This is a genomic window from Pseudomonas fontis, assembly GCF_028656955.1.
In the GTDB taxonomy this organism is placed as follows: domain Bacteria; phylum Pseudomonadota; class Gammaproteobacteria; order Pseudomonadales; family Pseudomonadaceae; genus Aquipseudomonas; species Aquipseudomonas fontis.
This window is the reverse complement of sequence record NZ_JAMDGY010000024.1, coordinates 254,361-268,304: the sequence shown is the minus strand read 5'-3', so window position 1 is coordinate 268,304 and position 13,944 is coordinate 254,361. Positions and strand designations below refer to the sequence as shown.

14 protein-coding genes are annotated in these 13,944 nt (G+C 62.5%); 10 read left to right on the top strand and 4 right to left on the bottom strand.

The genetic code is table 11. The features are described from left to right. Nucleotides 1–5: 5 nt before the first annotated feature. Both M5G11_RS10665 and M5G11_RS10660 read left to right on the top strand, forming a co-directional pair. Nucleotides 6–425 (top strand): lysozyme inhibitor LprI family protein, encoded by a 420-nt coding sequence (locus M5G11_RS10665; RefSeq protein WP_273910018.1) that lies wholly within the window; start codon nt 6–8, stop codon nt 423–425. Between the two features lie 7 nt (nt 426–432). Continuing rightward, entirely contained in the window at nt 433–852 is a 420-nt protein-coding gene (locus tag M5G11_RS10660) for a DUF3010 family protein (protein WP_273910017.1), read from the top strand. 28 nt (nt 853–880) lie between these two features. Here M5G11_RS10660 and M5G11_RS10655 read toward each other — a convergent pair whose 3' ends face one another. Both M5G11_RS10655 and M5G11_RS10650 read right to left on the bottom strand, forming a co-directional pair. Further along, nucleotides 881–2,068 carry a hydroxymethylglutaryl-CoA reductase gene (locus tag M5G11_RS10655; RefSeq protein ID WP_273910016.1) on the bottom strand — a complete coding sequence of 396 codons (1,188 nt, stop codon included), beginning with the start codon at nt 2,066–2,068 and terminating at the stop codon, nt 881–883. Nucleotides 2,069–2,327: 259 nt separating this feature from the next. Next, nucleotides 2,328–3,287 carry a GlxA family transcriptional regulator gene (locus tag M5G11_RS10650; protein ID WP_273910015.1) on the bottom strand — a complete coding sequence of 320 codons (960 nt, stop codon included), beginning with the start codon at nt 3,285–3,287 and terminating at the stop codon, nt 2,328–2,330. A gap of 169 nt (nt 3,288–3,456) precedes the next feature. On the opposite strand from M5G11_RS10650, the gene choX reads away from it, so the two are divergent. The 5 genes from choX (at nt 3,457) to M5G11_RS10625 (ending at nt 7,260) form a co-directional block, all read left to right on the top strand. Then, entirely contained in the window at nt 3,457–4,404 is a 948-nt protein-coding gene (gene choX, locus M5G11_RS10645; protein WP_273910014.1) for a choline ABC transporter substrate-binding protein, read from the top strand. A gap of 71 nt (nt 4,405–4,475) precedes the next feature. Further along, nucleotides 4,476–5,360, top strand: coding sequence for a 3-dehydrocarnitine:acetyl-CoA trimethylamine transferase CdhC (cdhC, locus tag M5G11_RS10640; protein ID WP_273910013.1), 885 nt, complete (start codon nt 4,476–4,478; stop codon nt 5,358–5,360). Between the two features lie 15 nt (nt 5,361–5,375). Continuing rightward, nucleotides 5,376–6,341 (top strand): L-carnitine dehydrogenase, encoded by a 966-nt coding sequence (locus M5G11_RS10635; RefSeq protein ID WP_273910012.1) that lies wholly within the window; start codon nt 5,376–5,378, stop codon nt 6,339–6,341. Nucleotides 6,342–6,353: 12 nt separating this feature from the next. After that, entirely contained in the window at nt 6,354–6,824 is a 471-nt protein-coding gene (locus M5G11_RS10630; protein ID WP_273910011.1) for a thioesterase family protein, read from the top strand. A 175-nt stretch (nt 6,825–6,999) separates the two neighbouring features. Then, nucleotides 7,000–7,260 (top strand): hypothetical protein, encoded by a 261-nt coding sequence (locus tag M5G11_RS10625; protein WP_273910010.1) that lies wholly within the window; start codon nt 7,000–7,002, stop codon nt 7,258–7,260. Between the two features lie 99 nt (nt 7,261–7,359). Here the strand turns inward: M5G11_RS10625 and gbdR are convergent, their stop codons facing one another. Then, a complete protein-coding gene (gene gbdR, locus M5G11_RS10620) occupies nt 7,360–8,463 on the bottom strand; it encodes a choline metabolism transcriptional regulator GbdR (protein ID WP_273910009.1) in 1,104 nt (367 codons plus the stop codon). Nucleotides 8,464–8,858: 395 nt separating this feature from the next. Then, complete coding sequence (locus M5G11_RS10615) at nt 8,859–10,235, bottom strand: L-serine ammonia-lyase (protein ID WP_273910008.1); 1,377 nt, start codon at nt 10,233–10,235, stop codon at nt 8,859–8,861. Between the two features lie 448 nt (nt 10,236–10,683). Here M5G11_RS10615 and M5G11_RS10610 point away from each other — a divergent pair, with 448 nt between their 5' ends. The 3 genes from M5G11_RS10610 to choV all read left to right on the top strand — a co-directional run bounded on the left by M5G11_RS10610 (nt 10,684) and on the right by choV (nt 13,721). Beyond that, entirely contained in the window at nt 10,684–11,631 is a 948-nt protein-coding gene (locus tag M5G11_RS10610) for a choline ABC transporter substrate-binding protein (RefSeq protein ID WP_273910007.1), read from the top strand. A 66-nt stretch (nt 11,632–11,697) separates the two neighbouring features. Further along, the gene (gene choW, locus M5G11_RS10605) at nt 11,698–12,546 is read left to right on the top strand and encodes a choline ABC transporter permease subunit (RefSeq protein WP_273910055.1); all 849 of its coding nucleotides are present in this window, start codon (nt 11,698–11,700) and stop codon (nt 12,544–12,546) included. Next, nucleotides 12,543–13,721, top strand: a complete 1,179-nt coding sequence (choV, locus tag M5G11_RS10600; protein ID WP_273910006.1) for a choline ABC transporter ATP-binding protein — start codon at nt 12,543–12,545, stop codon at nt 13,719–13,721. Before choW ends, choV begins: the two co-directional genes overlap by 4 nt. Nucleotides 13,722–13,944: the final 223 nt, after the last annotated feature.

Genomic DNA, 13,944 nt, shown 5'->3' with positions numbered 1-13,944 from the left:
ACTGAATGAAACCGATGGTATGGCTGGTATTGGCGACCCTGGCGTTTGGCGCACACGCCGCCGAAGAAGACTCCACGCCCTGTGACAATGTCGAAACCGACCAGCAGAACTACGACTGCGCGCTGTTCAACCGCACCACCGCCGAGCGCGAGCTAAAGGCCTCCTTCCGCGAGCGCCTGGACGGAGTAAAGGAGCAGTTCGGCAGAGACAGCGCCAAGGTTGCCAAGGCCACCGCATTGCTCAATGACGCCCAAGCCAAATGGGAGCTGTCGCGCGAGGCCGACTGCAAGGTCGAGACCTTCGACGTAAAGCCGGGCAAGCCGCTCGAAACCGCCTTGAACAACTGCCTGGCACAACGCAGCGACGATCGTTCTGCCTACTTGCAGGACCTCGGCCCGCAAGACCAGATACCTGAACAAGAATGAGAACGTCATGAAAATCTGCGGTATTGAAATCAAAGGCAGCGAAGCCTTGCTCGCCGTCGTCACCCTGGACGCCGGCACCCCGGCCCACCTGGCGCTGAGCACCAAGAAACTGGCCCTGGACGACGACGAGGATGCCGCCCAGGTCAAAGCCTTTGCGGCCGCCGCCCGCGCCTTTGTCGGTGAGCACGGCATCGACACCCTGGCGATCAAGAAGCGCAGCAAGAAGGGTGACTTCGCCGGTGGCCCGACCACCTTCAAGATCGAAGGCATCCTGCAACTGCTGGACAACTGCACGGTGGAGCTGGTTTCGCCGCAGACCGCTACCGCACAAGCCAAGAAGCACAATCTTGAGCTGCCCGCGTCGCTGAACAAGTACCAGCACGAAGCCTACAAGAGCGCTTGCGCGCTGCTGCTCAAGCGCCGCTGAGAGAATCTGCCGCCATTGACCGCCTGCTTCATGAAGGGCGGTTGCGGCCCAACTTTTCATGAGCACTGGCGAATTCGTCGGCCGCTAACGCCGCACCCAGCGATATCTCAAGGCCCAGGCAGAAGCCGGCGATTATTTCGGCAAGCTTGGACTTCCCTCCCATTCCGGCGCAGCCCAGCAAATCAAGGCATTCACGTTGCTGCGGCAAGCCGGTACCCCCTCCGACAGTGCCAATAATCAGGCTTGGCAGCACCAACGCTGCATAGAGGCTGCCGTCAGCATCGAGTTCCAGATGGAGATGCCCAATAGCGGACTCATGGACACTGGCAATATCCTGGCCGGTGGCCGTGAAAAGCGCAGCTATTGCATTGGCTATATTGAAATTGATCCCCAACATGCCGGCCGCTATGGCACCACTGACGCCACGCTGATAACAGCGCACGATGCCCTGCGGGGTAGTGCGAAGTACCTGACGCACAACAGCCTCCGATAAAACACAATCCGCCACCACCCGGCACCCTCGACCTTGTATGAATGACTGAAACGAGGCTTTCTTGTCACTCGAGAGATTGGACTCGATCATGAAATGCTTGATCACATGGCCGGTGTGCAGGTGAAACTGCACGCGCAGCCATTGCGAAAGAACCCAGGTAATCGTGGTCACCATGTTCTGGCCCGCCGCATCACCTGTTTCAAACATAAAGTGAACATGCACAATGCGGCCGATCAGTTGCGGCTCAACCGCTATTAAGGTGCCATGTTGGGTGAGTGGTTTGACTTGAGCTTGCAGTGACGGCAACTGATCAATGACGAAGGCACGAAAGCGCAAGGCCTCACACAGGGTTTGCAGCTCGAAATAGGGCACGCGCATCATGCGCTGCCCCAGAAATGCTGCATTGACCCCACCCGCCAACGTCAATGCCGCTGCGCCTCTTGATACCGAGGCGACCAGTGCCCCCTCTGTCGTCGCCAGCGGTGCATAAAATTCGCCAAGGGCGAAAAGCCCATTGATTTTCAGTGGCCCGGCAATACCGACGGGCACTTCGACAGAGCCGATCAATGCCTCGGTGTTATGAATTACCCGCTCACTGTCGAAACTTATCGTGCCGACGCAATCAAGTGCTACGCCAGTTTCGCTGCGCAAGAATTCCAATCGCGCCTGCCGGGCGACTTCACTGTACTCCCCCTTGGCAGGTAGGCGTGACGGTACTTTCATGAATACCCCCAACACGATCAAATTGAAGTGAAGCGACCAGCCACTTCATGGGAACTTGACTGTAGCCTTAACAGATGACTTACATACCTGATAGAAATACTAGTTATGTCCCATCGCGCTATACGTATTGGAAATATATACGTACTTATTCAGACACATACTCACCCCGAGAACCTATGGCCGAGCTATCAACGTGTGCTCTCAAGCAATACGCCAGGAAACCCAAAGGGTCTGACATTGCTCGGCAGGCACTAAACGCTCAAGCGCCGCTGAGCTGATTGGCCGGCGCCTGCCGGTCTTCCCGTGGGCAGCGCTGGAAACGGGCGCGGTAGCTGCGGGTGAAATACGACGGTGAGTCGAAGCCGCAGGCCAGGCTGACCTCCAGCACACTGAGGTCGGTCTGGCGCAGCAGCTGGTGGGCCTTGTCCAGGCGCAAGCGCAGGTAGAAGTTGCTCGGCGTGTCGTTCAGGTACAGGCGGAACAGGCGCTCCAACTGACGCCGGCTGACCTGCACCGAGTCGGCCAGCACCAGGGTGTTGAGCGGCGCCTCGGTATTGCGCTCCATGGCCCCGATCACCTGCACCAGTTTCTTGTTGCTGATGCCGTAGCGCGAGGCGATCTGCATGCGCTGGTGGTCCTGGCGCGGGCGGATGCGCCCGAGCACGAACTGCTCCGACACCTGGATCGCCAGCTCCGCACCATGGGCCTGGCCGATCAGGTCGAGCATCAGGTCGATGGACGCCGTGCCACCGGCCGAGGTGATGCGTCGCCGATCCACCTCGAACAACTCCTGGGTGGCGTCCAGCCGTGGATAGCGCTCCTTGAACGCCTCCAGTGCTTCCCAGTGCAGCGTTACCCGGTGCCCTTCCAGCAAGCCCGCTTCGGCCAACACCACGCTGCCGGTATCGATGCCGCCGAGCACCACGCCGTCGTGATCAAGCTTGCGCAACCACTGCTGCAAGGCCGCGCTGACACTGCGCAGCGGCTCGAAGCCGGCCACCACCAGCAGGGTCGCCCCCTTGCCCAGCCCTTCCAGCCCGCCGTCAGCATTCACCGACATGCCGTTGCTCGCCTGCACCGCCCCGCCGTCCAGGCTCAGCACCTTCCAGCGGTACAGCTCGCCGCGAAAACGGTTGGCCACCCGCAGCGGCTCGACGGCCGAAATAAAGCCGATGGCGGAGAAACCGGGGAGCAGCAAAAAGGCGAATTCCTGGGGCATGGCGGCGACTCGTGGGCCAGGGTCTAGGGTTAATACCGCGCGTGTCGCCGCAGTGCAAGTGGCGGTCGCCAGGGTGCGATTGTTCCGCGCGCCGCCCGCGTAACTTGAGCAGCACGGTCCGCAGAGGCCGCCCCCCATAACAACTAGAACTGCCGTTGGAGGAGCCACCATGAACAGATTGATCAGCCGTAGCCTGCTGACGCTCGTCGCTACCGCAATCCTCAGCACCAACGTGGTCATGGCCGCGGAGCCCGCCGCCTGCCAGAACGTGCGCCTGGGCGTGGTCAACTGGACCGACGTGATGGCCACCAGCGCCATGACCCAGGTGCTGCTCGACGGCCTGGGCTACAAGACCAAGCAGACCAGTGCCTCGCAACAGATCATCTTCGCCGGCATCCGCGACCAGCGCCTGGACATGTTCCTCGGCTACTGGAACCCGATCATGACCCAGACCATCACCCCGTTCGTCGACGGCAAGCAGGTCAAGGTACTCGACCAGCCCAGCCTGGAAGATGCCCGGGCGACCCTGGCAGTGCCGAAATACCTGGCGGACAAGGGCCTGAAAACCTTCGCCGACATCGCCAAATTCGAGAAGGAACTGGGCGGCAAGATCTACGGCATCGAGCCAGGCTCGGGTGCCAATACGCAGATCAAGGCGATGATCGCCAAGAACCAGTTCGGCCTGGGCAAGTTCCAGCTGGTGGAGTCCAGCGAGGCCGGCATGCTCGCCGCCGTCGACCGCGCCGTGCGGCGCAAGGAAGCCGTGGTGTTCTTCGGCTGGGCGCCGCACCCGATGAACGTCAACGTCGACATGGCCTACCTCAGTGGCAGTGAAAACGCCCTGGGCCCGGATGAAGGCCGCGCCACGGTGTGGACCGTGACCGCGCCGGACTACGCCGAACGCTGCCCGAACGTGAACAAGCTGCTGACCAACCTGAAATTCACCGCCGAGGACGAGAGCCGCATGATGCAGCCGCTGCTCGATCACAAGGACGCACTGCAATCGGCACGGCAATGGCTCAAGGATCACCCCGAAGACCAGAAGCGCTGGCTGGAGGGCGTGACCACCTTCGATGGCAAGCCGGCCGCCGACAACCTGCAACTGACCGCCAACTGACCTCAATGCCCCCGCACTTCGTGGCTTGCCGTGGCCGCGAAGTGCATGACGACGCCTGAAGGAAACCACCCATGAACCACGACGTCATCATCACCTGTGCCCTGACGGGCGCGGGCGACACCGCCAGCAAGAGCCACCTGGTGCCGGTTACCCCGAAACAGATCGCGGCGGCGGCGGTGGAGGCGGCCAAGGCCGGCGCCACCGTGGTCCACTGCCATGTCCGCGACCCGCAAACCGGCCGCTTCAGCCGCGATGTCGCGCTGTACCGCGAGGTGATGGAGCGTATCCGCGAGGCGGACGTCGACATCATCGTCAACCTCACCGCCGGGATGGGCGGCGACCTGGAAATCGGCCCCGGCGAAATGCCCATGGAGTTCGGCGCCGGCACCGACCTGATCGGCCCGTTGGAGCGTCTGGCCCACGTTGAAGCGCTGCTGCCGGAAATCTGCACCCTGGACTGCGGCACGCTCAACTTTGGCGATGGCAACAGCATCTACGTATCCACCCCGAGCCAACTGCGCGCCGGGGCCAAGCGCATAACCGAACTGGGGGTGAAGGCCGAGCTGGAGATCTTCGACACCGGCCACCTGTGGTTCGCCAAGCAGATGATCAAGGAAGGCCTGCTCGACGACCCGCTGTTCCAGCTGTGCCTGGGCATCCCGTGGGGCGCACCGGCCGACACCGCGACCATGAAAGCCATGGTCGACAACCTGCCAGCCGACGTGACCTGGGCCGGCTTCGGCATTGGCCGCATGCAGATGCCGATGGCCGCCCAGGCGGTGCTGCTCGGCGGCAATGTGCGGGTGGGCCTGGAAGACAACCTGTGGCTGGACAAGGGCGTGCTGGCAAGCAACGGCCAACTGGTCGAGCGTGCCTGCGAGATCCTCAGCCGCCTGGGCGCACGGGTGCTGAGCCCTGCCGAAGGTCGCGCGAAAATGAACCTGAGCCGCCGCTGAGCATTGGAGAATACGATGAGTTTTATCACCGAGATCAAGACCTTTGCTGCCCTGGGCAGCGGCGTGATCGGCAGCGGCTGGGTAGCCCGCGCCCTGGCCCATGGCCTGGACGTGGTGGCCTGGGACCCGGCGCCCGGCGCCGAGGCAGCGCTGCGCCAGCGCGTCGCCAATGCCTGGCCGGCGCTGCAGCAAAAAGGCCTGGCAGCCGGCGCGGCGCAAGACCGCCTGCGCTTCGTTGCGACCATTGAGGAATGCGTGCGCGACGCCGATTTCATCCAGGAAAGCGCGCCGGAACGGCTCGACCTGAAACTTGAACTGCACCGCAAGATCAGTGCGGCAGCCAAGCCCGATGCCTTGATTGGTTCGAGCACCTCGGGGCTGCTGCCCAGCGAGTTCTACGAGTCGGCCAGCCACCCGGAGCGTTGCGTGGTCGGGCATCCGTTCAACCCGGTGTACCTGCTGCCGCTGGTGGAAGTGGTGGGTGGCAGGCAGACCTCGCCACAGGCGGTGCAAGCGGCGATCAAGGTGTATGAATCACTGGGCATGCGCCCGCTGCATGTGCGCAAGGAGGTGCCCGGTTTCATTGCCGACCGCCTGCTCGAAGCGTTGTGGCGTGAGGCGCTGCACCTGGTCAACGATGGCGTGGCAACCACTGGCGAGATCGATGATGCGATCCGCTTTGGCGCCGGCTTGCGCTGGTCGTTCATGGGCACCTTCCTGACCTATACCCTGGCTGGGGGGGATGCCGGCATGCGGCATTTCATGAACCAGTTCGGGCCGGCCTTGCAGCTGCCCTGGACCTACCTGCCAGCGCCCGCGCTCACCGAGGGCCTGGTCGATGCGGTGGTGGATGGCACCACTGAACAACTGGGCAACCACAGCATTGCGGCGCTGGAGCGCTATCGTGATGATTGCCTGCTGGCGGTGCTGGACGCGGTGAAAGCGACCAAGGCCAAGCACGGCATGGCTTTCAGCGACTGAATGGAGTGTGCGATGCCTGCGTTGATCACTTACCAGACCCCGGTGCTGGCCGACTGGGTCGATTACAACGGGCATCTGCGCGATGCCTTCTACCTGCTGATTTTCAGCTATGCCACCGATGCGTTCATGGACCGCATCGGTCTGGACAGCGACAACCGCAGCGCCAGCGGCAACTCGCTGTTTACCCTGGAGTGCCATCTGAACTACCTGCATGAGGTGAAGCTGGGCACGCCGGTGTGGGTGCAAACCCAGGTGATCGGCCATGACCGCAAGCGCCTGCACCTGTATCACAGCCTGCACCGCGAAGGGTTTGCCGAGGTGTTGGCGGCGAGTGAGCAGATGCTGCTGCATGTGGACCTGGCGGGGCCGAAATCGGCGCCGTTTGCGGATGCGGTGGTGCAGCGCTTGCTGGGGATTGTGTCGCAGCAGCAGGATTTGCCAGCGGCTGAATTTGTTGGCCGGGTGATCGGGTTGCCAAAATGAGTGCCTCATCGCGGGACTAGCCCGCGATGAGTCCACCACCCATATCTCAGCCCGGACCACTCCAAAAACGACCCACACTTAGCCAACCCTGCCATTGCGACAATCCGCCCTTGCCCTCCCCGCCAGCCCCTTCCAGAATCGACCCACGCGCTCTCCTGCCAAAAGGACAACAGCCATGATGCATGCGGATTTGATTGATCAGGACGACCTGCTGGGCCAACTGCGCGCCCTGGGGTTCGAGATGCCCGCCGGTGCCAGTGCCGAGCAGGCCTGTGAATGCGCAGTGCGCGGCTTGAGCGAGCCACGGGCTAGAGCGTTGCGGGGCATGGTGGAGCAGATGTACAGCGGCTCCGCGACCATCCTGCCGGCGGTGCGCCAGGCGATTGATCGGCAGTTGCTGCCGGCGTTGGCGCAGTTCAATTCAGTGCGCGGGTGACCGCAATCGCCGGCAAGGCCGGCTCCCACAGGGTTCGGCAGTAACCCGGACCCTGTGGGAGCCGGCCTTGCCGGCGAAAAAGGCCCAACGGGCCTTCAGCTACAACCGCACACTGGCAAACGTCGACTCATTGCGCGCCTGGCTCAACGCCGACATCGGCCCAGCCAACGGCGACAACACCAGCGCCTGCGGGATCGGCATCATCGCCATCTGCTGCGCGGTGTTCGAGCCCACCCGCTCATCACGCGGCGGAATGCCGAAGTACTCGCGGTAGCACTTGGAGAAGTGCGGCGTGGAAACAAACCCGCACACCGATGCCACCTCGATGATCGACATCGGCGTCTGCTTGAGCAACTGCCGCGCACGGATCAGCCGCAGCTTCAGGTAATACCGCGACGGCGAACAATGCAGGTACTTCTGGAACAAGCGCTCCAGCTGCCGACGCGACACCGCCACATACACCGCCAACTCATCCAAATCGATCGGTTCTTCCAGATTGGCCTCCATCAACGCGACGATTTCCTGCAGCTTCGGCTGGTTGGTACCAAGCATGTGCTTGAGCGGTACGCGCTGGTGGTCCTGCTCGTTGCGAATGCGCTCGTAGACGAACATCTCGGAAATCGCTGCCGACAATTCACGGCCATGATCGCGGCTGATCAGGTGCAGCATCATGTCCAGCGGCGCCGTGCCGCCGGAACTGGTGAAGCGGTTGCGGTCCAGGGTAAACAGCCGCGTGCTCATGCTCACCCGCGGGAACGCCTCCTGCATCGACGCCAGGCACTCCCAGTGCACGCTGCAATCAAAGCCGTCGAGCAAACCGGCACACGCCAGCGCCCAACTGCCGGTACACACCGCGCCCAAGCGCCGCGACTGGCGTGCCTGGCTCTGCAACCAGGTCACATGCTCGCGGGTCACGGTGCGCTGAATGCCAATGCCGCCGCAGACAATCACCGTGTCCATCACCGGCGCCTGGTGCATTGCCGCATCGGGGGTGATCTGCAAACCATCACTGGCCCACACCTGGCCACCGTCCACGCTCAAGGTGTGCCAGCGGTACAGCTCACGGCCGGACAACTGGTTGGCCATGCGCAGCGGCTCGACGGCCGAGGCCAGGGAGATCAGGGTGAAGCTGTCCAGCAGCAGGAAGCCGATGGATTGGGGTGTGCGGGCTTGGGGTTGGGTCCCGGAGTTGTACGGCGTCATCGCGGTCTCTCCTCACACAATGCAGGTTGCGCCTCAGGCACGGGCTTTTCTTGTCATGGCCCCGATTCGAATGCAGGGGCTTTGCCTATCACAACGCAAATGCCATGCCTGAAATTGAATGAGCATTCAACAAAACCTGAAAGCGACCTCGCGAGCGGTCTAAATAGCCCCTACGGAATGTGCCGGTAATAAACGCAAAGCACCGGCCCAAAGCGCGTCTGTAGGAACAGTGAGCAATTCGGTAGCACTTGTGGGAAGGATGCTCAGAAACGACATCGGCGATGTGTCACCGCCAGGGTGACCACCGCCGAATACCGGGTAAACGCAGGTTGTTTACAGTGCGCGCCAAAAGGTGGCGCGCGGTGGGCAGGCTGGGCGAAAACGGCGCAACGGGTTCAACATTCGATGGCGCTGACGGCCAGGCCGCCGCGCGAGGTTTCCTTGTATTTGTCGTGCATGTCGGCGCCGGTATCGCGCATGGTGCGGATTACCCGGTCGAGGGAAATGAAGTGTTCGCCATCACCGCGCAGGGCCATTTGCGCGGCGTTGATCGCCTTCACCGCAGCAATCGCGTTGCGCTCGATACACGGCACCTGGACCAGGCCGCCGACCGGGTCGCAGGTCAACCCGAGGTTGTGCTCCAAGCCGATCTCGGCGGCGTTTTCCAACTGCCCCGGGGTTGCCCCGAGCACTTCCGCCAACCCCGCCGCGGCCATCGCGCAGGCCGAGCCGACCTCGCCCTGGCAGCCGACCTCGGCGCCCGAGATCGAGGCGTTTTTCTTGCACAGGATGCCCACTGCTGCCGCGCCCAGGAAGAAGTCGACGACATTCGCCTCACTGACTTCGTCGCTGAAACGCATGTAGTAGTGCAACACCGCCGGGATGATTCCGGCCGCGCCATTGGTGGGTGCAGTGACCATCCGCCCACCCGCCGCGTTCTCTTCGTTGACCGCCAGGGCATACAGGTTGACCCACTCCATCGCGCTCAAGGTCGAGCCGATCACGTTGGGCTTGCCCAGCTCCTGCAAGCTGCGGTGCAGCCTGGCCGCGCGGCGCCGCACATTAAGCCCGCCAGGCAGGATGCCTTCATGCTTGAGGCCGCTTTCCACGCACGCCTGCATGGCCTGCCAGAGCTTCAACAGCCCCGCGCGGATCTCGGCCTCGCTGCGCCAGACCTTCTCGTTTGCCAGCATCAGTTGCGACACGCGCAGGTCGTTTTGCTTGCACAGCTCCAGTAGTTCTGCGGCGCTGTTGAAGTCGTACGGCAATACCGTGTTGTCGGCATCCAGCACCCCGCTGGCGGCCTGCGCGGCATCCACCACAAAGCCGCCGCCCACCGAGTAATAGGTGTCGCGGTGCAGCTCACCCTGCTCGCCTTCGGCAATCAGGGTCATGGCGTTGGGGTGATAGGGCAGGTTCTCCTCAAGCAGCAGCATGTCGCGCTGCCAGATGAACTCCACCGCCAGGCGACCGTCGAGCAGCAGCGTGTCGCTGTCGCGCAGCGCACTGATGCGCGGGCCGATGTGTGCGGGATCGATTGCGTCCGGCCATTCGCCCATCAAGCCCATGATCACCGCGTTGTCGCTGCCATGGCCGATACCGGTCGCCGACAGCGAGCCATACAGGCGCACCTCGACCCGCCGCACCTGCGCCATTTCCTCGCGTTCGCGCAGGCCCTGCACAAACAAAGCAGCGGCGCGCATGGGCCCGACGGTATGGGAGCTGGAGGGCCCGACACCGATCTTGAACAGGTCGAACACACTGATGGCCATGCCATGCACCTCCTGGGGGGACTGAGCTCCAGCGCCGTTTCGGCGGCGGTGGAACTGCTACGCTCAATGGGCGGCAATCCGCCGATTTCTCGCATCATCAGGCTTTTGGCAGCACGCACTACGTCTGCAACCGACGCGCTCTTGTCCAGCAACGCCGCCCCATGCCGACGGGGTTTTTGCGCCGTTTTTCAGCGGTGCAGACCCCGCAAAACAGCCAGATTCGAGGGCGATAACTCTGTAAACGACCTCATCGGCACTGGATGCGACCCTGTCTGTACTGGATACGACGCGACCTGTAGGCGTTTGCAGGGTGCTGTTAGATGATCGGTATCGACTCGATTGCACGGCACCCGTCCCGCTGTCGCCCGGCAGCCTGGCCCGACCGATTGCATTCCATAAAGCACGGCGGTCCCGTGGGACATCCGAAAAAACACCAAGGAGTCCATCCATGAAAGCTTCACCCTCGCTGTTGCTGGCCGCGCTGATGAGTCTGCCGGTGCTCGCCCAGGCCGCCGAGCCCGAGCAGTGTCGCACCGTCAACTTCTCCGACGTCGGCTGGACCGACATCACCGTCACCACTGCGGTGACCAGTGCGGTGCTCGAATCCCTCGGTTACAAGACCCGCACCACCATGATCTCGGTACCCGTGACCTACAAGTCGCTGGCCGACGGCAAGAACATGGACGTGTTCCTCGGCAACTGGATGCCGACCATGGAGAACGACATCAAGCAGTACCGCGATGCTGGCACCGTGGAAACCGTGCGGGCCAACCTGGAGAACGCCAAGTACACCCTCGCCGTGCCCCAGGCCCTGTATGACAAGGGCCTGAAAAGCTTCGCCGACATCGCCAAGTTCAAGAAGGAGCTGGACGGCAAGATCTACGGCATCGAACCGGGCAACGACGGCAACCGCACCATCCAGAGCATGATCGACAAGAACGCCTTCGGCCTTAAAGACGCCGGCTTCAAGGTGGTCGAATCCAGTGAAGCGGGGATGCTCTCGCAGGTTGATCGCGCTGCCCGCCGTGGCACCGACGTGGTGTTCCTGGGCTGGGAACCGCACCCGATGAACACTCGCTTCAAGATGAAGTACCTGGAAGGCGGCGACGACTTCTTCGGCCCCGATTACGGCAAGGCCACGGTGCTCACCAACACCCGCAAGGGCTACACCCAGGAATGCGCCAACGTGGGCCAGTTGCTGAAGAACCTGTCCTTCACCCTGGACATGGAGAGCACGCTGATGGGCAAGGTGCTCGACGACAAGGTCAAACCCGATGCCGCCGCCAAGGCCTGGCTCAAGCAGAACCCGCAGGTGCTCGAGACCTGGCTGGCGGGCGTGACGACCGTAGACGGCAAACCTGGCCTGGAGGCGGCCAAAGCCAACCTGCTGAAGTAAGCAACACGCGGCGGCGGGTTCGCCCGCCGCTGGCTGTCTTAAACCCTTTGCCGGTGGATGCTCGCTATCATGCTGATCGATAACAAAATACCCTTGGGCCAGTACATCGCGGGCTTTGTCGAATGGTTGACCCAACATGGCGCCAACTACTTCGATGCGTTCGCCGAAGCGCTGGAATTCATGATCCACGGCGTGACCGGGGCACTGACCTGGTTCAACCCCTTCGTCCTGATTGGCCTGATTGCGGTGATCGCTCACTTGATCCAGCGCAAATGGGCCCTGACGCTGTTTTGCGTCTTGTCGTTCCTGCTGATCCTCAACCTGGGGTACTGGCAGGAAACCATGGAAACCCTGGCCCAGGTGCTGTTCGCCACCCTGGTGTGCGTGGCCATCGGCGTGCCACTGGGCATCCTCGCGGCGCACAAGCCGATGTTCTACACGGTGATGCGCCCGGTGCTCGACCTGATGCAGACCGTACCCACTTTCGTCTACCTGATCCCGACCCTGACCCTGTTCGGCCTGGGCGTGGTCCCGGGGCTGATCTCGACGGTGGTGTTCGCCATCGCCGCACCGATCCGCCTGACCTACCTGGGCATTTGCGACGTGCCCCAGGAACTGCTCGACGCCGGCAAGGCCTTTGGCTGCTCGAAGCGTCAGCTGTTGTCGCGCATTGAACTACCCCATGCCATGCCGAGCATTGCCGCCGGCGTGACCCAATGCATCATGCTGTCGTTGTCGATGGTGGTGATTGCCGCGCTGGTGGGGGCCGACGGCCTCGGCAAGCCGGTGGTCAACGCACTGAACACCGCCGATATCGCCCTGGGCTTTGAAGCCGGCCTGGCAATTGTGTTGCTGGCAATCATGCTCGACCGCATCTGCAAACAACCTGAATTACCGGTAAGAGGTGAAGCATGAGCATTATTCGCTTCGAAGATGTCGACGTAATCTTCTCCACGCGACCGCGTGAGGCCTTAAGCCTGCTCGACCAGGGCCTTTCGCGGGAGCAGATCCTCAAGCAAACCGGGTTGGTGGTCGGCGTCGAAAAGGCCAACCTGGATATCAACAAAGGCGAGATCTGCGTGCTCATGGGCCTGTCCGGCTCGGGCAAGTCGAGCCTGCTGCGCTGCATCAACGGCCTCAATACCGTCAGCCGTGGCAAGTTGTTCGTCGAGCACGAAGGCTCGAACATCGACATCGCCCACTGCACCCCGGTCGAATTGAAGATGATGCGCACCAAGCGCATCGCCATGGTGTTCCAGAAGTTCGCCCTGATGCCCTGGCTGACCGTGCGCGAGAACATCAGCTTTGGCCTGGAGATGCAGGGCCGCCCGGAAAAGGAACGGCGCAAGCTGGTGGATGAAAAGCTTGAGCTGGTGGGCCTGACCCAGTGGCGCAACAAGAAGCCCGACGAGCTGTCGGGCGGCATGCAGCAGCGGGTCGGCCTGGCCCGGGCGCTGGCGATGGATGCCGACATCCTGCTGATGGACGAGCCGTTCTCCGCGCTCGACCCGCTGATTCGCCAGGGCTTGCAGGACGAGCTGCTGGAGCTGCAACGCAAGCTCAACAAGACCATCGTGTTCGTCAGCCATGACCTCGATGAAGCGCTGAAGCTGGGCAGCCGGATCGCGATCATGAAGGACGGCAAGATCATCCAGTACAGCCGGCCCGAGGAGATCGTGCTGAACCCGGCGGACGACTATGTGCGCACCTTCGTCGCCCATACCAACCCGTTGAACGTGCTGTGCGGGCGCAGCCTGATGCGCACGCTGGACAAGTGCAAACGGATCAACGGCTCGGTGTGTCTCGACCCGGGTGGCGATTCGTGGCTGGACCTGGCGGAGGGCAATACCATCAAGGGTGCACGCCAGGGCGCCAACGGCATGGACTTGCAGAACTGGGCGCCGGGTGACGCAGTGGAAGGCCTGGGGCGCAAGCCGACGTTGGTCAGTGCGAGCATCGGCATGCGCGATGCCCTGCAGATCCGCTACCAGACCGGCAACAAGCTGGTGTTGCAGGAAGGCAACCAGGTGGTGGGCATTCTCGGTGACAGCGAGCTGTATCACGCGTTGTTGGGCAAGAACCTCGGTTAGGTTCGCTAGCCTTGTGCAATCGCGATGGACCGCGATTGCGGGTTGTATCATTCCCGCCTGTTTTCCTCTCCCCCTTGGTGAATCACCCCACGCCCCGTGGGAGCCGGCCTTGCCGGCGATGAGGCCTGAACAGTCGGCGACCGCGCTGCGGTCGATCGCTGGCAAGGCCAGCTCCCACCAAGATCAGTGCAAGACAGTTGCTCCCTCAACAATCAGTGCAAGA